Source organism: Marinibactrum halimedae (genome assembly GCF_021234875.1).
GTDB classification, from domain to species: Bacteria; Pseudomonadota; Gammaproteobacteria; order Pseudomonadales; family Cellvibrionaceae; genus Marinibactrum; species Marinibactrum halimedae.
Genome location: NZ_JAJQVM010000033.1, coordinates 1 through 20,718 on the forward strand (window position 1 = coordinate 1; position 20,718 = coordinate 20,718).

General features: G+C 41.3%; 18 protein-coding genes and 1 rRNA gene. 12 read left to right on the forward strand and 7 right to left on the reverse strand.

Features of this window, described 5'->3' with window-relative positions; translation table 11 throughout:
• Both rrf and LU351_RS16695 read left to right on the forward strand, forming a co-directional pair.
• A 5S ribosomal RNA gene (rrf, locus tag LU351_RS16690) occupies positions 1–100 on the forward strand; the annotation flags it as partial.
• A 299-nt stretch (positions 101–399) separates the two neighbouring features.
• Positions 400–3,246: a TonB-dependent receptor gene (locus LU351_RS16695; protein ID WP_232595230.1), complete on the forward strand. Its 2,847-nt coding sequence runs from the start codon at positions 400–402 to the stop codon at positions 3,244–3,246.
• Positions 3,247–3,317: 71 nt separating this feature from the next.
• Here the strand turns inward: LU351_RS16695 and LU351_RS16700 are convergent, their stop codons facing one another.
• Entirely contained in the window at positions 3,318–4,469 is a 1,152-nt protein-coding gene (locus LU351_RS16700) for a hypothetical protein (protein WP_232595231.1), read from the reverse strand.
• 130 nt (positions 4,470–4,599) lie between these two features.
• A complete protein-coding gene (locus LU351_RS16705; RefSeq protein ID WP_232595232.1) occupies positions 4,600–5,076 on the reverse strand; it encodes a sporulation protein in 477 nt (158 codons plus the stop codon).
• A 181-nt stretch (positions 5,077–5,257) separates the two neighbouring features.
• Here LU351_RS16705 and LU351_RS16710 point away from each other — a divergent pair, with 181 nt between their 5' ends.
• Positions 5,258–5,896: a hypothetical protein gene (locus LU351_RS16710; RefSeq protein WP_232595233.1), complete on the forward strand. Its 639-nt coding sequence runs from the start codon at positions 5,258–5,260 to the stop codon at positions 5,894–5,896.
• A 42-nt stretch (positions 5,897–5,938) separates the two neighbouring features.
• Here LU351_RS16710 and norR read toward each other — a convergent pair whose 3' ends face one another.
• On the reverse strand, positions 5,939–7,525 hold the full coding sequence (norR, locus tag LU351_RS16715; RefSeq protein ID WP_232595234.1) for a nitric oxide reductase transcriptional regulator NorR: 1,587 nt from the start codon (positions 7,523–7,525) through the stop codon (positions 5,939–5,941).
• A 321-nt stretch (positions 7,526–7,846) separates the two neighbouring features.
• On the opposite strand from norR, the gene LU351_RS16720 reads away from it, so the two are divergent.
• The 9 genes from LU351_RS16720 (at position 7,847) to LU351_RS16760 (ending at position 17,188) form a co-directional block, all read left to right on the forward strand.
• Positions 7,847–8,113 carry a hypothetical protein gene (locus tag LU351_RS16720; RefSeq protein WP_232595235.1) on the forward strand — a complete coding sequence of 89 codons (267 nt, stop codon included), beginning with the start codon at positions 7,847–7,849 and terminating at the stop codon, positions 8,111–8,113.
• Between the two features lie 117 nt (positions 8,114–8,230).
• Positions 8,231–9,418: an NO-inducible flavohemoprotein gene (hmpA, locus tag LU351_RS16725; protein ID WP_232595236.1), complete on the forward strand. Its 1,188-nt coding sequence runs from the start codon at positions 8,231–8,233 to the stop codon at positions 9,416–9,418.
• Between the two features lie 58 nt (positions 9,419–9,476).
• Entirely contained in the window at positions 9,477–9,980 is a 504-nt protein-coding gene (locus LU351_RS16730) for an HPP family protein (protein ID WP_232595237.1), read from the forward strand.
• 435 nt (positions 9,981–10,415) lie between these two features.
• Complete coding sequence (locus tag LU351_RS16735; RefSeq protein WP_232595238.1) at positions 10,416–11,792, forward strand: glycoside hydrolase family 26 protein; 1,377 nt, start codon at positions 10,416–10,418, stop codon at positions 11,790–11,792.
• 188 nt (positions 11,793–11,980) lie between these two features.
• A complete protein-coding gene (locus LU351_RS16740) occupies positions 11,981–13,513 on the forward strand; it encodes a methyltransferase family protein (RefSeq protein WP_232595239.1) in 1,533 nt (510 codons plus the stop codon).
• Between the two features lie 442 nt (positions 13,514–13,955).
• Positions 13,956–14,540 (forward strand): RNA polymerase sigma factor, encoded by a 585-nt coding sequence (locus LU351_RS16745; protein ID WP_232595240.1) that lies wholly within the window; start codon positions 13,956–13,958, stop codon positions 14,538–14,540.
• A complete protein-coding gene (locus LU351_RS16750) occupies positions 14,507–15,238 on the forward strand; it encodes an anti-sigma factor (protein ID WP_232595241.1) in 732 nt (243 codons plus the stop codon). Before LU351_RS16745 ends, LU351_RS16750 begins: the two co-directional genes overlap by 34 nt.
• Before the next feature lie 56 nt (positions 15,239–15,294).
• Positions 15,295–15,966, forward strand: coding sequence for a leucine-rich repeat domain-containing protein (locus LU351_RS16755; RefSeq protein WP_232595242.1), 672 nt, complete (start codon positions 15,295–15,297; stop codon positions 15,964–15,966).
• Positions 15,953–17,188, forward strand: a complete 1,236-nt coding sequence (locus tag LU351_RS16760; protein WP_232595243.1) for an alginate export family protein — start codon at positions 15,953–15,955, stop codon at positions 17,186–17,188. The genes LU351_RS16755 and LU351_RS16760 overlap by 14 nt, the downstream gene beginning before the upstream one ends.
• Before the next feature lie 51 nt (positions 17,189–17,239).
• On the opposite strand, the gene LU351_RS16765 is transcribed toward LU351_RS16760, so the two are convergent.
• The 4 genes from LU351_RS16765 to LU351_RS16780 all read right to left on the reverse strand — a co-directional run bounded on the left by LU351_RS16765 (position 17,240) and on the right by LU351_RS16780 (position 20,617).
• The gene (locus LU351_RS16765) at positions 17,240–17,464 is read right to left on the reverse strand and encodes a hypothetical protein (protein ID WP_232595244.1); all 225 of its coding nucleotides are present in this window, start codon (positions 17,462–17,464) and stop codon (positions 17,240–17,242) included.
• Entirely contained in the window at positions 17,464–17,910 is a 447-nt protein-coding gene (locus tag LU351_RS16770; RefSeq protein WP_232595245.1) for a Tse2 family ADP-ribosyltransferase toxin, read from the reverse strand. The genes LU351_RS16765 and LU351_RS16770 overlap by 1 nt, the downstream gene beginning before the upstream one ends.
• A 152-nt stretch (positions 17,911–18,062) precedes the next feature.
• The gene (locus tag LU351_RS16775; RefSeq protein ID WP_232595246.1) at positions 18,063–18,728 is read right to left on the reverse strand and encodes a 3'-5' exonuclease; all 666 of its coding nucleotides are present in this window, start codon (positions 18,726–18,728) and stop codon (positions 18,063–18,065) included.
• Positions 18,729–18,739: 11 nt separating this feature from the next.
• Positions 18,740–20,617, reverse strand: a complete 1,878-nt coding sequence (locus tag LU351_RS16780) for a DUF294 nucleotidyltransferase-like domain-containing protein (protein ID WP_232595247.1) — start codon at positions 20,615–20,617, stop codon at positions 18,740–18,742.
• Positions 20,618–20,718 lie beyond the last annotated feature (101 nt).

The following is a 20,718-nucleotide window of genomic DNA, read 5'->3' on the forward strand; positions in this document are numbered from 1 at the left end:
CGTTGGAACCACCTGAACCCATCCCGAACTCAGAAGTGAAACGACGCATCGCCGATGGTAGTGTGGGGTTTCCCCATGTGAGAGTAGGACATCGTCAAGCTTCTAATACTAGCCCTCTGGATCTTTGGTCCAGAGGGCTTTTTAGTTTTAAATAGTAAAAAATTAATAGATCTAGCCATAAGTAGGCTTTTGATTCCTGAGACATTGGTATTAACGCTTAGCACTATTTAATTTTACAATCAGACCATTGTTTACACAGTATATGTAAACGATTACACTTGTTTACACTACAATTGTTTATTTGCCTATACTCATAAATCCTAAATTTGGTTTTACAAAAGGGTAGGTAAGTAGCAGACTCCCTTGTGTACATAATAAAAAAACAGGAGTAATTTAAAGATGGTCATTCGCAATTCTTATCTTAAACGCACTATTCTTGCTTCTTCAATAACTGCCGCTCTTGCTGGAATTACTTCCGTTCCCGCATATTCGCAAAGTGAAATGCTTGAAGAGGTTGTTGTAACCGGTATCCGAGGCTCTCTTGATAGAGCAATGGATATTAAGAGAGATTCAGCTGGTGTTGTAGATGCAATTTCAGCAGAAGATATTGGTAAATTCCCCGATGCAAACCTAGCTGAATCTCTTCAGCGTATTACAGGTGTCTCTATTGATCGCCAAAATGGCGAGGGTAACCAGATTACCGTTCGTGGTTTAGGCCCTAACTTTAATATGGTGACATTAAACGGTCGTCAAATGCCTGCTGCCTCTTCTCCAGAACAAGAAAGTATTAGTTCAGGAACGCAGAGCCGAGCTTTTAATTTTGCCCAAATTGCCTCTGAATCTGTTTCTGGTGTAGAAGTTTACAAAACAGCTCGTGCCGATTTACCAACAGGCGGTATGGGTGCAACTGTTAATATTAAGACTGCACGCCCTTTCGATTATGATGGAACCAAGGTTATTGCCAATGTCGCGGCTATACATGATACCTCAGTTGTGGAGGGGGATGATGTTACACCAGAATTTGGAGGTCTTTTTTCTACCTTATTAGCTGATGGTAAAGTTGGTTTATTAGCCAACTTTTCATTTTCAGAGCGCCATTCAAGTGAATATTCTACTCATACAGATGGATGGACAAGAGATTTAAGAGATGATACTGATTCTCCATATGCATTCTGGTGTGGTGATGCTAGCTCAGAGTGTAATGATGCTCCGTGGGTATACAGACCAGTAACAAATATATCTGAAATACAACATAATCAGCGTGAGCGATTAAATGCTCAGTTCGTCGCACAATTTGCGCCGGTGGATAATGTTGAGATTACACTTGATTATGTAATGTCCGATTTTGAGCGGTCTCAGCAACGTTGGCAAACTGGCTTTTTTGGGGTGCCGGGTCCAGATTCAGTTACAAATACTCGCTTGACACAGAACTTCACTTTAGATTCGGTTACTCGTTCGTTATCAGCTGTTGATTCGTTAGCTTATATAAACGAGTTGAAAGTAGAAAATGAATCTGTTGGTTTTAATGTCCAGTGGGACTTGACTGATACATTAACGCTTAGTTTTGATGCGCATAGTTCTTCAGCTGAGAGTCAGCCTGGTGGAGAATTAAATGATCGTCTCTATTTGATACAGGGGCCAGTTGGTCAGGTTGTTGATCTTGATTATTCGGGTAACGGGGTTTCTGTTGAAGTTGATGATAGCGGCTCCTTTCGTAACTCTGATGTAGAAGGTGAGCGTCTTCCAAATATCGATAATTTTCAGGATCCAGATGGTTTCTCACCTTTAGGAACATATTTGAGAAACATTGCGATAGAAAATAATGTTGATCAATACCAACTAGACATTGACTGGGATTTCGATGGTATCCAGTTAAATGCAGGAGTTTCGTATACAGATTACGAGGTTAACACTTTAGCTACCGATACAGGCTTTTTCTTCCAAGGCTTAGCGCCATGCCCTAGCTGCGCTGAATTTATCAACGAACCGAGAAATTTAGATGCTCCAAGTGGATTTCAAAGTGTTACAACTTGGAATATACAAGGCTTGGTACAAAGTCAGTTTCCAACCCAAGATAGTGATTTATTAGCGGGGAGCCCTCCTGATTTCTTTGGTGCAAATGAGGAATCTTTAGCGTTTTATTTCAATATGAATACTGATTTTGAAATAGCAGGTTTACCTGCAAGGCTTTCAGCTGGTGCTCGTTATGAAACTACAGATGTTACTGGTTCTGCATTTGAAACTTTTCCGTCTTATCTCCTTATTTCTTCTGATACAGAGGGGTCAGCTGTTAATGCCGATGGAGCTACTCCGGTATTTTATGAGGTAGAAAGTGATTACTCAGTATTTCTTCCAGCTGTTGACTTTCAAATTGAGCCAATGGAAGATCACGTAGCTCGTTTTTCATATGGACAGAGTATTGCTCGCCCTGATTTAAATGGGTTGCGTCCAACAACGAATATCAGTGATTTCCGCCCAGGTGTTGCTACTGCGTCAAGTGGTAATCCAGATCTTAAGCCTTATAGTTCTGATAACTTTGATTTAGCTTATGAGTGGTACTATAACGACAGTTCTTATCTATCAATTACTTATTTTTATAAACAAGTAGATGATTATATAACGACTTCTACAGAACTGGATACATTGTTGAGTGATCAAGGAACACCATTATTAGATCCAAGAGGTCGTTATGTACCCGTAGGTCCAGATGGTGATGCCATAGCAGTCCAAAGTGAGCCGGGTGATCCAGAGGCAATTTTTGAAGTGTCACGCCTACTTAATGCCGAAGAAAGAGAGGTGGATGGCTTTGAGTTAGCAGTACAGCATATTTTTGGTGAGTCTGGTTTTGGTATGCAGGCCAACTATACTATTGTAGAATCAGATGCTGAATATGATGTTGATAACTTTGAATTTCAGGCCGTATTACTTGGTTTGAGTGACTCTTGGAATTTAGTTGGTTTTTATGAAAATGAGAGATTTTCAACACGGATTGCAGCTAATTGGCGTGATGAATTTCTTTTTGCTGATAACCAATTACGTCGTACAGGCGAACCGGTATACTTTGATGAATATTTACAAATTGATTTAAGTGCTTCCTATGACATTACGGATAACTTCGCTGTAAGTTTTGAAGTCTTAAATCTTACAGGTGAAGATCAAGTTCAGCGAGGTCGTTACTCAGATCAGTTCTTGTATGAGAATAATCAGGAACCGCGATACACCCTTGGTTTACGTGCTAATTTCTAACAGTTAGTCGAAATCCAAAATAAAAAAGGCTGCTATTTTATAGCGGCCTTTTTTGTATAAAAAATAATTTTTTATTGTTTGGAAATGTTTTTCTTAACAAACCCAAAATAAGTACCCGGAAATTTATCCGTTACCAACAAAAAACCTAAATCATTCAGACGAGCTATTCCCTCCCAATTTCGGCCTTTCTCTTGTGTCAAACTGAGTTGGATAGGTGGCGTATCGCTTCTTTTTATTTCCCCGTCGATGTAAACAAATTCCACTAGACGTTCTACGTTATCCTCATGAATATGGCTTGGAGCTTGGCCGTATTGTTCCCATATTGGGTCAGTTCGTTTAGCTACCATACTATCGCCTTCGTATCGATAATTGACTCCCCAAAACCGCTGTGATTTATCTAATGTTGTAACACCGGTTAATCGATAAGGAAGGTGTGGCATTGGAATTTTTTTAGACAGTTTTCCGTTAGCTGACAACCATATGGCAACAGGTTCAGATTCTAAATAATCTTTGTCGTTCAGTTCATGAAAACTCAGTAAACCATTTTCAACCCATGCAAGGGCTTCATTACCAATATTATTTCTATGTGAATGAGATTCTATTCGAGCTATGGGTTTTTGATCTATCATGATTCGTTGATCACCCTTCCAATGACCATGAACAATATAAGTAGGGGAAGCATTGTCAAAAGGGTCGGTTTCAATGGCCAGATAGATATCTTTTACAGATGGTTGGCCACAAATAATGGCCTCGTATCCATTATATTCTTTAAGGTTATCCTCCAGATTTCCGGGATGAAAAGCGATAGGCTCTGGTTGAATCGGAGACGGTGTTGTTCCTGCTTCGATTTGATTCAGGTACGTTAAAATATTTTTCTTAGGAATTCGATATAAAAAACCGTCTCCTGTTTTTCTTCCTTCTGTAAAAGAAGGGTATTGTGGAAGTAGAATTAAATCGTCTCCACACCATGTCATATCGGATAATTCTGAGTGTTTACTTTTGAGTGGGCCATCGAGTTCTATTAACTGAACTATCGTTTCTTGGGCCGATTGAAAATTTCCGCTTTTATATTGATGTTGATAAACATTGCTGTCGCTATTACATGCTGTGATCGTAAATAGAATGATTTTTAATATAATGAAATTTATTACGTATTGATTTTTTATAGAGGAAGAGAAAAAAACGGTTTTACTGATTTGTGAGAAATAGTTTCGAATAAACATGCATTCTCCAATTCATAGTCAAGTGTATGGGAGAGGTAATTAGCTCGTTTAATGAATGATTAGACGAGAGGTAATTGAATAAGAGAAAATTAATACACCAAATGATATACATTCGGTGTATGGAAAAAGATTAATAAATCTCAAAGGAAATCCACCCTGAGTCAGGGTCATTACCAAGGGCATCCAAACCTGCAAACATGGTATAGGTATGCCATGCGTATTTTCCCTGATAAGAACCATTTAATTCGACTGGAAGAGTGATTTCGGTTGACCATTCATAGACTTCATTTGCACTCAACGTCTGTTCCCCGGTTATTTCAAAGTCGGCATTAAAAGTCTCAGTGGATTTACGAACGATTTCGTGCTCAACCTCTCGTTCACCATCTTCATACTCAATTTCAATACCTTCGGCCTCAATACGCTCAACAGAACGTATTAATAAGTAGGCTTTATCGATATTTATATCATTATCGGCGACTTCAACACGAACGGTAAGTGTAAACGGCTCACCAAGGCGTAAGGTTTCTTGTTCAGATACGATAGATACTTTTGCACCTCCACCGGTCATCATATTTTTCACGGCTTTAACTTTATTCCAAATACCCATTATTTCAGTTCCTTTCATTAGTGAATCAAATAATCAAAAGGATAGGTTAAGCGCCAATGGTAAACGAGTCGAGTGTAAAAAAGATGAAAATATCAAAAATTAACATAAAGTATGATGAGTAAGCTCTTCAAATCGTGGTGTCATTTTATACGATGATTCAGCAATAGAAACTGGAGGAAAAATGATCGATTTATATTGTGAGAGGTTAGGGGCAGGCTTATGGGCAGAGCCTTTCAATGCGGTCAGCAATCTTTCTTTTTTCATTGCGGCATGGTGCCTACATCGATTGATTTCTCACACTCATACTGAGCATATCGCTACACGAGGGTTGGAAGTCTTACTATTTGCCATAGCATTAGGCAGTAGTGCATTCCATACCTTTGCTACACAGTGGGCACTCTTTGCTGATAGTACACCGATTGCCTTATTTCAGCTTTGGTTTTTAGCCGTATACAGTTATTACGTTATGAAGTGGAATGGATGGCAAGTGGGGTTATTTATAGTCAGTTTTTTTCTATGTGGAGTTGGTATTGGTGTATTAAAGTTAGATATGAACGGTTCGGAGGGTTATTTGCCACCTTTGTTGTATTTACTTGGGCTTGGTGTGTATCACTTCTTAAAGAAACTGCCAGAGTCTTTTTTATTGCTTGCAGCCGGAGCCGTGTTTGCTCTATCTCTTACATTTCGAACGATTGATGACAGTATTTGTGGTGTTTTTCCATTGGGGACTCACTTTTTGTGGCATTTATTAAACGGTGTGGTCTTGTACCTGTGTGCTCGCGCTTTTGTTTTAGTTTTTCAAGCTCAACAACAAAGGTAGATATTGCTTAGGAGAGCTTATAAAATATTGTGGATAAAATGATTAGAAATGGTTTTTTTCAATATTTTTTACAACGGAGATACCCAGTCGTTTGGCCGTACGAATTAAATTTGACCGATCACAATTCAGTTTGCGGGCGGTAGCCGACCAGTTACTTTTTTCTTCATGTAAGATTTTTAGAATAAGATTTCGTTGAAAGTCTTGGGTGGCTTTTTTCAAGTCTATGTTATCACTGATCGGGTAATCCGAAGATTCATTTGTCGATTCTATCGAGCGAACCATAGGGGTAGGGCGATCCAGTAGTTGTTCAATATGTTTCGGAAGAATTTTAACAACCGAATGATGTGTACTTTGTGCTCGCAAAGCGGCACGGCTAATCACATGTTCTAATTCACGAATGTTGCCTGGCCAATGGTAGGTTTGCAATAACTTTACCGTAGAAGAAGAAAGGGTAAGTTGTTGTAAGCCCAGTTTACGTCGTAATTGTTCGCAAAAGTATCCTGCCAATAGCGTTATATCATCTCGCCGCTCGCGTAATGGCGGTACTTTAATAGGGTATACAGTAAGGCGATGAAATAAATCTGCACGAAAACGTCCTGCCTCCACTTCCGCTTCAAGATTGCGATTTGTTGCGGCAATCACACGAACATCAACGTACACAGTGGCGTCTTCACCGACAATTTGAATTTCTTTATTTTGTAAAACTCTTAGTAATTTACTTTGAATGCTTAGCGGAATTTCTCCAATTTCATCAAGAAAGATTGTGCCCATATCAGCTAAACTGAATTTTCCTTTACGGGTTCGATCTGCACCGGTAAAGGCGCCTTTGATGTGACCAAATAATTCACTTTCTACTAAGCTCTCTGGTAGAGCAGCACAATTTACATAAACGAGAGGCCCATCTCTGCGTAGGGATTGTTGATGTAAATTTCGTGCGACCAATTCTTTACCTACACCAGTTTCCCCTTCAATCAAGACCGTAAAATCCGATTGAGCGACTAAATGAATGTCGTCGTTGAGCTTTTCCATAGATGGGCTTTTGCCAATAATTTCACCGCCATCTTTCGTAAGCGCCTCTTGTGTCAGCTCTGTAACCACTTGTTGAGTATGGGAAGACAGCGCTTCTAATTGGTCTAATAAAAAAGCCGTTTTTAGTGCCGCAGAAGACATCGCGGAAATGACGGTGAGCGTTCGTTCAGTAATACCCTGAAAGCTGTTAGCCGTCATGCTGTCTAAGGTTAAAACGCCGATTAGTTGCTCATCGGCAAACAAAGGTAATCCCATGCAAGCATGAATGGGGAGGTCACCGTCGAGCGCCAAAAGCATTCCATCATAGGGGTCAGGTAGAGGGCTGTCGTTAGGGAAGCGTATAGGTTGAAAGGAAGCGCAAATTTCTGAAAAACGAGGGTGTTCCTGAATGATAAAACGCCTACCCATCAGATCTTTTTTTAGCCCCTCTTGTGCAAGAGGAATAAGCATGTCTGCACTTTTTTTGAGTAGTACCACTGCATCACAGGTGATTGTTGAGCGAACGCGGCTTAATAGTCTAGCAAAACGGTCTGAAGCTGTGAGGTTGTTGGTTAAGTCAAGAGCGAGCTCGATCAGTGCATTGGAGGAAATTTCAGACATAGCGAATGAGTCAATATGATATTTATAGGTCTTTTTAACCTTTTCTATTTTAGGTCAATTTAACCTTAATGGAAAGGTGAAAATAAGATAAATAACTGTAAGTAATTGATTTTTATATAAAAATAAAGTTTGGCATGCCGCTAGCTATGTATTTAATAAGTGTGAGGCTGGGCCTTGATGAGGATTCGGTTGGGCCCTGATCTCAAGTCATTCTTCGAGGATCACCAATAGGAGAGAGTTATAGCTGCGATAGTACCTTTTAATAGTGTATTTGGCTTTGAGTTACCGGAAGAACATGAGAAAGCACGTCATCAGACTGACGTGGCTCACAAACAGCAGCAATTGACCCCTACAGTAAAAGCAAATGTATTTCGAAAAGTACTTAGTGGTGGAAACTGGATTATGTTGGTGTCTTTATTGATCACGGTTTTTACTGTCACGGTTACGTATCTGTTTCCAGAGTATTTCCCAAATTTAGCGATACAAGTGGTGAGCCATATAGTGACTTTACTGGCGGTAACCATGATTAAGATCGGTTACCTATTGCGCTGTATTGGACGTCATGGCTTGGGTGAAGTTATTTTATAAATAAAAAGATTGTAAAGCTGTATTTAGAATTTTTATATCGATCTTTTTTGAATAATTCAATCTTTACAATACATATATCAGTAATTTAAAACTTTCTTATAGGAGATGAAATACTTTATGTTAAGCACTCATGTTATTGAAACAGTAAAAAGTACTATACCTTTATTGGAGCAGGTCGGACCTGCGATTACGGAACATTTTTATGAGCGTATGTTTCGTTTGAATCCAGAGTTGAAGCACGTTTTTAACATGAGCCATCAACACTCAGGTAAGCAAAGAGTGGCTTTGTTTAATGCTATCGCGGCATACGCAAAACATATAGATAATTTACCGGTATTGAAAGAAGCAGTTGAACGTATCGCCAATAAACATACTTCTTTTAACATTCAACCTGCCCAGTATCAGATTGTAGGTCATCATTTAATTGAAACTTTACGAGAGTTGGCAGGAGAAGCATTTACGCCTACGGTAGAAGAAGCGTGGACTCAAGCATACCAGTTTTTAGCCGGTGTGTTTATTGATAGAGAGTCGGCTTTATATCAGCAAAATCAAGCCGGTGAAGGTGGATGGGAAGGGCCTCGTCGATTTATTTTAACCGAAAAGCGCATGGAATCTGAATTGGTGAAAAGTTTTGTATTTGAACCAGAAGATGGTAAGTCCGTTTTAGATTATCAACCAGGACAATATATTGGTATTCGCGTAAAAGTACCTGGCCAGGAATATGATGAAGTTCGCCAATATTCGTTATCTTCATCCGCAAATGGTGAAAGTTATCAAATTTCTGTTAAGCGTGAAATTATGGGAGTACCGGGTATTGTTTCTAATTATTTGCACGATGGACTGCGTCTTGGTGAAGCGGTAGAGCTGTTTGCACCGGCAGGCGATTTTTATTTTAACAATCATCATCGTCCTGTTGTTTTAATTTCTGCGGGTGTTGGCTTAACGCCGATGATGTCGATTGCGGAAACACTTGCAGCGGAATCTTATCAGCAGCCTGTGTGGTTTTTACATGCGTGTGAAAATTTAGAGCAGCAGTCTTTTCGTAAGCGTATTATAACATTATCCAAAACTCTCAATTTAGAGGTGCATACCTGGTATAAACGCGATCATGTAGATGTGAGTGGAAGTCATCATGGGTTGATGGATTTATCCACTTTGGAAGAAACTTTACCCCTTCTTGAAGGCGATTATTATTTGTGTGGCCCTGTTCCTTTTATGCAGTTTGCTAAGCAACAGCTAATAACTTTAGGGGTACCCGAAAATCAAATTTACTACGAAGTATTTGGCCCTCATGAGGACTTTTAAAATACGATTCATATAGGCATATCATATGTTCAGCCGAATCCTACTTAGCAAGACAATAATGAGTAAAACAAAGGATTCTTATATTGAAGACGTTATGGCGGGAATAGGGTGTGGGCTGGCCCTATTTCTGGCTAGCGCTCTTTCTTATGTGGTGGTAGGAGAAAAGGGATTTACTGTCATTGCCCCTTCTATGGGGGCGGCAGTGATTATATTATTTTTTCTCCCTCAATCACCTATGTCTAAGGTTTGGGCCCTAGTGGGGGGTAATGTAGTCTCGGCCATGGTGGGTGTCACTGCTTTTATTTTATTTGGAGCGAATATGGTGTGCGCTTCTGTGGCTGTGATGGTGTCTATTATTATCATGTGCATATTGAGATGTTTACACCCCCCTGGTGGTGCAACTGCGTTAGCCGCCGTGGTTGGTGGGCCAGCGATCACCGATTTAGGTTATGGTTATGTTGTATTTCCTACCTTAGTTAATTGCATCTCGATGACATTGGTTCTCTACTGTTTTAACAGATTATTTATACGTGATTCTCAGAAGACTGGATTCGATTCTTGAGCTTTTCTGACATTATCTAATGACTTTGTCATATCATATCGATGTGTTCTCATCTTTTATTCATGTGAACCGTATTTGATAGTTTGAAGATTGCAAAAGAAGAATGCATTCTTTACCATGATGTAATCGTTTACAGATGTACTAACAAGGCGTCAATAAACATCATAAATAGTATTTTTATACAGAACGTAAACGATCTTAAATAAGAATAATAAATATAAATTTCAAAACATGGATGACTGACCGTATTAAAAATGGAGCGTTTGATGTTTTATCTATCTCATCGGTATTTTAGTTAATCAATATTAAATTGGTTTAGGCTGTTTTGTTTAAAGTGGTTTCATATCAGCTGATTTCTAAATGCATACCGAATTGGATTGTCGCTGTATCTCTATAAACCTACGAATAATAGTCATAATTAAGAAGAGGTTATCTATGTCATTGCTAGACTCTACACCCCATTTAAAGCAAAAAATAATGAGAGTTTTCTCGACAGCGGTTATTGCTTGTGCTGTGGGTGCAACTTCACTAAATGCTGTCGCAGTAGAAGGGAAATTTTTACCGAAAAATGATAAAAAACTCCTAATTATTGGGCAGGACTTAGATTCTGTTCAAGCCTACACCAATAGTGGTTTCTTCCCAGAGCCCGGTGGTATTACCAATTATACCAACCCTTACAATCTTCGAGGCGTAACAGATAGCTGGAATTACGGCTCTGGCACAATGAATATGCAAAGGGCGATGGAAAATTACCCTAATTCTGCATTGGCCATTGGTTTATTTATGTCGGAGGTAATCGATTATGATCGTATTAATCGGTTAAGAGCACCTAATGGTATGACTGAGTTGGTCAATGGTGATTACGATAGTAATCTGGATCGTCTGGCACAATTTGCACTCGATAATGCGCCTCGGCCTATATTTTTACGTATCGGATATGAATTTGATGGGCCATGGAATGCTTATGACCCAGAAAAGTACAAAAGGGCTTATCGCCATATTGTCGATCATATGAGAGACGCTGGAGTAACTAATATGGCGTATGTTTGGCAGTCTTCAAATTGGGGTAATAACACGGTTGGCACCATGATGAATTGGTATCCTGGTGACGATTACGTAGATTGGCTGGGGGCCTCTTTCTTCTTTTATGCTGAAGATTTTAATGCCGATAATCTTGATGAAACGCTCAATATCGCTAGAGAAAAAAATAAACCTGTTATGATTGCAGAGGCGTCGGCGCAGTACTATGACTTTACCGATGGCTATCGCTACACACATGAAAATCCTCCTAGCCGAGTAGAAAACTTGGGCGATGCGGGCATTTGGGATCAATTTTTCAAAGATCAATTGCTTGAGTTCGTCAATGAAAATGCCGATGTTGTACGTGGGCTTGCGTGGATTAATGCGAACTGGAGAGAGCAGGATCAATGGCGTTGTGACCCTGGTAATTGTCCAGATGGCTTTTGGGGTGATACGCGCATTGAAGAAACTCAAGTGATTCGTGATAACTGGATTGCGGAAATTACGGATGGAACATGGGTGAACGGCTCACCTTCATTATTGGATGACTTAGGTGCTGGTTCAGGCTCATCCAGCTCATCGTCGAGTTCTTCCTCTTCAAGCTCAAGTTCTTCTTCCGGTTCGAGTTCGAGTAGCTCTTCAGGTTCAAGCAGTTCTGGTTCCTCAAGCTCCAGCAGTTCCAGCTCTTCAGGAGGAAATAGCTGCCCTGCATCGCACCCAGTTTACTCTGAGCAGTGTGGTCGGTGCTTTGTGGATGAGGCTCAAGCCATGAGTGCAAATTGCCCTGTCTAAACTCAGTTTGTTGACATTGATTTGTTCGTAATGCAAATACTGATGATGTGCTTGCATTAAATATTGTCGGTATTTCGATTCAACCTACCCCTTTCTTAAATTAAGGAAGAGGTAGGTTTGGATTTTTACATTACCTATTCACATTGCTTAATAACTTTCCCAATGGCGTGCCTGATGGATAATGATTGATGCTATTAACCTGTCCAAGCCATGACAAAGACACGATCAATGGCGTTTCTAAAATAGATACCCCCCCAAAAAAGACGAGCGTTCAAGAACGCCAGCGATGGATTACGGATCGAGCCTGGGTCACGGGGTTGATAGGTGCAATCAGTGTTTTTCTTATTGCTGCTGTTTACAGTTATACCAATATTTTCCAGCAAGGCTTAATTCTGTGGGGCATTTCAATCAATGGCCGACATGCACTCAGCCTTTTCGCATTATTCATTATTATTGTGATGATGGTCAGCTGTGAAATCGTGCGATTAGTCCAATTTTATTCGCGTACTGGGAAATCATATTTATCCTTATCTCCATTGTTGTATCAAAAAAAATATTTTCAATTAATTCTCAGTAGTATCGTGTTGTGGGGCGGGTATCTTTTGCTCCTGCAATGCGTGATTGCTCTTTACCATACCGCGAATGAATACGGTTACAAAAACGCAGCAGACTACTATCAGGTCTGGTTTTTCTTTCTAGAAATTCTATGGAAAATGGTGCTTTGGGCAGGCTTGCCTTATGTTTTGATCACACGAAGTTTTCAGCATAATCCACATGGTGATCAAAAAGATTTGGCTGTTTGGTTGGTGAAGTTATGCGGTTTACTGCTTTTTTTACTTTTAAAATTGTTTAAAAACGATAAAGGTTTTCGTTTTATTTCATTGTCGGCGGCACATCATGTTGTTTATTACCTGACTTTTCAGGCTTCCTTAAAGTGGAATCAGCAGGATAATGTATTGATGCGCGGATTAGTGGTAAAACTTTTTTTTGCGCCATTGATGACGGTCTTTTTTAACGATCAGTTTTATCACTTGGTATCGAATATTGATTATTTAACTCAGCTTGTGCCTAAGTTATTGACAGGTGCTTTTTATTCTCATGCTCAGCTGAATCAAGATGTATTTAATATCAGTGTCAGTGCAATATTTTCCATAGATGTTGCCTTAGCGTGGTGTGGTTATGTGGTCTCCATGCGATGGTTGGATAATCAAAACCACTCTGTTGAGCCAAGTATGCTTGGGTGGTTGGTGTGTTTATGTTGCTATCCGCCATTTCAAATGATACAGGGTTTCTATTACAGCGTCCCTTCCGACAAAATGATTTTCCAGTTTGATCATCAAATGATTATCAGTGTTCTCATTGTGTTGATGGTACTCAGTTATGTTGTGTATATGATCTCTACTTTGATGTTTGGTGTACGGTTTTCTAACTTAACTCACCGGGGCATTATTCGAACGGGACCCTATGCTTGGGTGCGTCACCCGGCTTACGCTTCCAAGAATTTTGCGTGGTGGTGCATCATGTGTCCGATTATTGTGTTGAATATTTCGACGACGGGGTTCGGCTTGGCGATTATTCAGATGGTGGGGTTGGTTATGCAAAGTACCCTCTATTATTTAAGGGCGATCACCGAAGAAAAGCACCTTAGCCAAGATCCTCTCTATAGAGAATACTGTAAGCGAGTGCCAAATCGGTTTATTCCTCAATTGCATTTAAAATAGACATGTCCCTACTACTTTTATTGCGGCATTTAATCTCTGCCGCAATTTTTCAGTTCAATGCTTCCCAGTTCAACTCTTACCAGTCCAATTCTTACCAGTCCAAGCTTCTCCATTCCCGCTGCTGCCTTTTCTTTTTTCTGTCACTCCCGATATGAGAGTATAAGTGAGTTATTGATCACTTCAGAATAAGCCGTAATAGTGGAAACAATTTTAAGACCTTATAATGCATAGCGATTGGCCTCTAGATCTTTAGAAGAAGGTACAGATATTGACTCTCAGGCACTTATTAAAGCGGCCTAAAAAAGGATTTTGACGACAGTTATCTGGCATGATGGAGGCTATGACACATGCTTATAAAATCTTTGCAACTTTTTCATCGCCATAGTCGTACATCTCACTATGTCGGTGAAAGACAATCGACATAAAAGGTAATCCAACGTTTATGGATGCTAATGATGAGTTAGTAGATTTGATTGCGCGCTGCACGTTGCGTGACCAGCATTCATTGAAGCTGCTGTACGACAAGGTTGGCGGGTATTTGAATGCGGTGATTTTCAAAATTTTGAAGTCAGACGAGTTGAGTAATGAGGTGTTGCAAGAGGCGTTTATCCAGATTTGGGAGAATGCATCCACCTATCGTCCCCATAAGGCAAAAGCGTTGACGTGGATGACCAGTATTGCTCGATACCGAGCGTTAGATCGGTTGAGTGTGGAAAAGCGCCATGCCAAGTATCTACAGGAAAACGATGAAGAGAATGATGTGTTGGAATCGGCAGAAGGCTCTCATACCGATACGCCGGACTTTTCATTGTATGCGTCGCAGCTGAATCACCAAATTGAACAATGCTTGAGCAAGTTGAGTGAAAAAGTACAGCAGAGTGTGAAGCTGGCTTACCTAGAAGGGTTTTCACGTGAGGAGATCGCTGAAAAACACAACACTAACACTAACACAGTAAAATCCTGGTTACGCCGGGGTTCTGAAAGGTTAAAAACATGTCTGGAAGGCAAGATCGAGATGAATCGCTAGATTCCTTGGCGTTCGAGTATGTCGCTGGAACCTTAAGAGGGGAAGAGCGAGCCGACTTCGCGCAGCAACTGAAGGCGAGTGATGTTCTTCAGGAATCGGTTTTATTTTGGGAAACACAGTTGATGGGCTTGCAAACCCATAATATGCGTATGCCTGCGCCCAGTGTATGGGGGAATATCGTAGGCAAAGTGAATGCTTCGAGAGAAGGTGGCGTTGCTGCAGAAAAACAGGGCTTTCTTGCCCGTTTTTGGCAATGGGCGCCTACGTCGTTTGCAGCCGCTATTTTGGTCGTTGGGCTTTTTCTCTTTTACCCCACTTTAGAAAGCCAACGCCCGAATACAGACTATATTGCGGTGCTGACCGATGATACTGGACGTGCATTGCTAACAGCGTTGACGGCAGAAGAAAACAAAGACATGTGGTTAAAGTGGGAGCTTGAGGCGCTTGATGAAGACAGGAGTGTTCAGCTATGGGCGATTTCTAAGCGAGATGGGGAAACTCGTCCTATTGCGGTGTTAGACAGTGTCAGCATTGATAAAGTCCCGCTTGATGAGGCCACATGGCGTTTGGTAACGGATGCTGAATATTTAGTTTTGACAGAAGAAGAACTGGGTGGATCGGCGATTGATGAGCCTAGTGATCGGTTACTTGCAAAAGGGATCTGCGTCAGATTTTCTCCAGACGAAAGGCGAATTTAGCGCTAGTTTGTCAAGGTTAAAATTAGAGCGGTGCTAGGGTGGGATAAAGTCCAGGTATGAAAAATACAATGATTAAAAAAAACACAGTGCGTTTCTGTAAATGCTATTTTATCACTTTGTTATTGTTTGCGTTTATGCCTTCTTCTTTGGCGGAATCATTCGTGGAAGATGAAAACCTTGCTGCTTGTTTGGCTAAAATGGCAGCTAAGCATGGCTGGCAATCCCCCGAGGCGTTTACAGAAGTGGTTTGCCACAATAAAGGCATTACCAATATGGCGGGTTTGGAGCACTATATTCACATAGAGAAGCTGTCCCTGCATAAAAATAAAATTACGGATTTTGATGCAACACCCTTTAAAGCGTTAAAGATATTGAATTTGGCTCGAAATCGTATAACCTCGCTGACGGTAGAATCGTTACCAGAATTGCGTGAGTTGTATATTTTTGATAACAAAATAACAGCGTTATCTCTCAATCAATTACCAAAATTAGAGAAGTTTAAAGCCAGTTCTAATAAAATTGAGGTATTTGACTACAACTCGCTGCCAAAATTAACGAAAGTGTATATGTTTGATAACAATATGGAGCATATCGATATCTATTCTTTACCCAGCATGAAATATATGGACGTCAGACAAAATCCGATGCCAGATGCGCTGTATGAAGAAATGGATAAAGTAAAAGAAGCGACCATATTGCACGACGGGAATGCGGATGACTGGGATTAGAGCACTCTTGATATCGAGTGTTGCGTTTGTTTTTGGGGGTGTTGATAACAGTGGTGCAGCAGAACATTCTGTCGGCTTTTCTTCCCGTATACGTATAGCCGATCTGGAAACGAATGGGAATTCAGGAGAGGCCGCTTCCGGTTTATTTCGTGCAACTCTAGAATCTTCCTGGTCAGATTCGTTTGAGTCTTTTGTGCAGCTCGACCATGTGGAATCTGCATACCAAAACCACCACAGTAATGGTGTCCGCTTTAACGGTGAACCGGAAATACCCGATGTATCTGGTACCGATCTCAATCAACTTTTCGCACGGTTTACCTATGAAGATTGGTCTGTAACAGCCGGTCGTCAAGTGATAGAACTGGATAACCAACGCTTTGTGGGCAGTGTGAGTGTTTGGCAGAACCAACAAACGTTTGATGCTGTATCCATAAATAAAAAAGTGTTCAGTAATTCCCACCTTCAATATTTTTATGTAGAGAATGCGAATCGTATTTTTGGTGATGAGGCCAATGAACGGCTCAGTAGGCGTGATGAGAATTTTGAAGCATTAAATGGCATGAGGCCGGCGTTAGGGCTGGGTGATCATCAACATGATTCACACCTCTTGCGAGCGGAGTTTAATGAGTGGGATTATTCTAAGTTCGTGCTTTACTCCTATTTGATTGACAATAAAGATGCGCCTTTCACATCGAATGACTCGTTAGGCCTGCGTTATGAATTTAAGATCAAACCGGATCAATTTCGGTATCGGTTTGAGCTGGAAAATGCCCTTCAGCGGCGTACCGGCGTGGAAGATAAACCCACATTATCGTATTTCAGCGTTGAAGGCGGTGTTGCGTATCAATCGGTTGAGTTGAGCGCACGACGAGAAAGAATGGGTTCAAAAAACAATGTGGCTTTCGTAACGCCTCTGGCCACTTTGCACGATTTTCACGGTTGGGCAGATGTATTAAACGTTGCTCCCGCTCAAGGATTGGATGACCAATCCATTAAACTTAAGTGGCGCAAAACACCGTTTAAATTTGATGTTCGGTATCACCGTTTTGCTTCTGAGAATGGCAGAGAAAAATTTGGTGAAGAAATTGATTTCGATATTATTTATAAGCCTGCCAAGAAACACGTTGTCTTACTCCGTTTTGCAGACTTTAAGGCATCAAAAAATAATGATGCCCATGAAGATGTAAAGCGCGTTATTTTGAGCTATTCGTATAATTTTTGAGGGCTTTTGCTTGTTGATGTTGGTAAAGTAAGGGTAACCCTCTTTACTGTGTTATGCATTCTTTCCTAAAATCTCTTCTGGTGTTAATGTGAATTTATGCTGGTTTTTTGAATACTCATCTTTAAGATACCCAAGTAATTCACTTAAAAAAATAAGATTTTCTTCATGATCTTCAATATCTCTAAGAGTTTCGCTTTGTAATAACATTTCTTTGTATTTTATTGAGTCACTTACAGATTGTAAGATTAGTGGCATCCAATTGTCAGAGATTTCCATTATGCTGCTCCTACTTCTAATTTTGCTGCGAGCTGATTAAGTAAAGATCTAAATTGTTGTATTGGCATGTCATTCTTGGGAGCGATTGTATAATGAGTTGCTCCAAGAGATTTGTTATATTTATCCTTTACAATTACTAAGCCTTCTGGTAATTGCATGTTTTGGGGGATTTTATAATATTCCCAATTACCTCTATTGAAAACATCAGGCTTATCGAATGTGCTAGCGCCTCTAGGTCTATTCTTTACTTTTACTATTCCGTCTTCAATAGTAACATCAGCAGGTCTTATGTTTCCATTTCTGACTTGGTCTTCCTCGACTAAGTCAAATAATCCAATTTGTTTTTTATTTAACTTACGAGCACGCCAAAGATTTACAGGTGCAGTATTTCCAAAGTATTTATCTATTTCGCCTGCTTCTATTAAAACGTCTTTAAGAGTTAACATTTTTTCACCTATGGGTTATGGGGCAGTTCCTTTGAGATAAATATTCTTAATGTATATGCTCATTTTTTGTCAAGATCTATGAGTTGTTTTTTCTCCTAAATGAGAAATCAGAGGAATAATTGACTGTTTTATAATTTTTAACTTAATGATGGCTACTTTTTATCTTCCTTTGTCCATTGATGACTAAACTGCGCAATCAGCAATTCCGCCGTCGCCAAGGCATCCACTAACGCATTGTGGGCGGGGTAGATGGGTAGATTATAACGGGCGCGGCAACTTCCCAAACGTAAGGCATTTTGCACGATAGGCTGGTTGCGTCGTTCAAGTCGTTGTTTTTCTATTTGTAAGGTATCCAAAGTCGGTAGCAACAAGGGGCCGCCCAAACACCGTTGGCAGGCGGCATTTAGAAAACGTAAATCCAGTGAGGCATGGTGAAACACAAGAATTTTTCCCTGTGCCGCATCAATCAATTGCGTCATCATTTCAGCCTCTGTGATGCCTTCATTTAATTCGCAATCACGTAATTGATGGATAGTGGCGCTGTCGCCTACGCTTTGGGATGGCCGTATCATTAAATGACGTGAGCTGTTTAATTGAATACTGCCTTGACGAATCACCACCCAGCCAATACTTAATAATTCTCCGTCTTGGGGGTGTAGGCTTGAGGTTTCCGTATCCACCACTAAAAAATCAAACTGCTTCCACAATGCTTTTTTCAACTTGGGAGAATCGTGCCAACAATTAATGAGAGTAGGCGATAATGGCGTGTGGTTAGAATGTGCTCGCCATCGAGCAATCATGCGTTGAAATGACAGCATAATAAAAATGTTTACAGCCCCGGTCTGTAATGCAGCTTAACAATTTTCTGCGCATCGACCACGACGGAAAAGGCATCGCGCAATTGCTTGCGTACGAGTTTAGGCAAGTGTTCCGGGTTGAGGTAATTACTTGGCGGCAAGCTATTTTTTAATTCTTGTACTTGGCCTTCCAAACGAGTTTGTTGAATAACCCGTAAGGCATCTTGAAGATTACGGCTGTCCCCGATGGTCATGGTTTTGGTTTGAGCGAGCGCTTGCAAGCGTGCCAGTGTATTGACTTCGGGAATGCCTTGGGCGAGTGCGTGTATGCGAACAATATCCACAATGGGAATGACGGCTCGCTTTTTTAAATTGAGTTGATCTTCATGCTCCCCGGTATGCTCGACAACAAATCGTCGAAAGATGCCAAGAGGCGGGGATCTCTCCAGTACATTTTCGGCCAGTGCCGCTAAAAAAATGGAGTTTCCTCGAGTTTTTTGCAGCATGTGTTTTTGCAATTCAGAGCACAGCGATGCATCGCCGTGGATAGCTCGAATATCAAAGAAAATACTCACCCTCATGACCGCATCAGCAGTGGGGCTGCGCATCCATCGATTGACGGTTGCTTTCCAATCGGTAAGGGTTAGTCGCCATTGGTCGTTGGTCGCCATGATATCCCCTGGACAATAGTCGTAGCCACAGTCGTTCAGGCCGTCACACACTTTTTTAGCGAGGGCTTTAAACCAATTGGCATCGGAGGGGCTGAGATGATCGGCAATAAGTAAGGCGTTATCTTGGTCACCACCTAACAGTTGCTCTCCTCGCCCTTGTGAGCCAAATCCGAGCCAACAAAACGGTACGGGAGCAGGTCCCAACTCTGCTTCTGCCAGCTTGATCAGTTGTTGGGTGATGGCATCGCTGATGGCAGTTAATACGTTAGCAATTTGAGGGGCGCGTACACCGGCATGTACCCATTGTACGAGCAAGTCCGGCAATGCCGAGGAAATGGATTTTAGATCTTCTGTGCGCGATTGCCTGCGAATATGTTGCACGAGAAAAACGGGGTCATCGCGACGGGCGAGCATTAAGTCAGAGGAGGTAATCATTCCCACCACTTGCCCGTTATCGATAACCGGAAGGTGGTGCACAGTGGATTGTGTCATCATTAATGTGGCGTCAAATAGCGTGCCCTCTGCGGCAATTCGCAACGGATCTTTGGACATGATGTGCTCAACGCGGGTGTCAAAGGAGATGCCTCTGGCAACGGCTCGTGAACGAATGTCGCGATCAGTAATAATGCCAAGTAACTTGCCGCCGAGCTCTGGAGACTGATCCATCACCAAAGCGGAAGAGAAGCGTCGTTCGGTCATCGCGTGGGCGGTGGCTTGAATGGAGGTAGCAGGCAATACCCAGAGTATTTGCGGGCTCATGAGATCTCGCAAGCTTTTCATTAACTCTGATGGGTTGGTTTCTCGTCTGGCGGCACGTCGTACGCGTCGGCTGCGCTGGCTGTGGAAGAAGCGATCAAACTCACGATGCCGTTGTCGTAATTGCTGATAGGCGTCCTCTGGAAGGCGATAGATCAGGGCATCTTCAATCAATACGGCACGTATGCCGGGTTGCTCTTGGCCTAGCCCCATTAAATTGAAGCTAATGGTTTCACCGAAGCGATCAATCAGTCGGTCGTCGGACGAGTGCAGTTCAGCCGCACCACTGCGCAATATCCGTAGGCCGCCTGCATCATCATCGCTCTTAAAAACATGCCCACTGCGGAAGTATTCGACTTCCATCATGGCGGCCACCTGATACAGCTCTTTCTGGTCTAGTTGTTCAAACGGAATGCATTCAGCGAGAAAGTCCCCGACATTTTTGAGTTCAGGAGATAACATGTTGGCAGCCGTGGTTTCCATAAAGCGCTTTGCTCTTGATTTCGGTCGAACCATAAACTCGAATTGGCCAACCAATCACTACAATAAGGATCGTCTGTAGGGCTTATCTTCAAAGCATTACA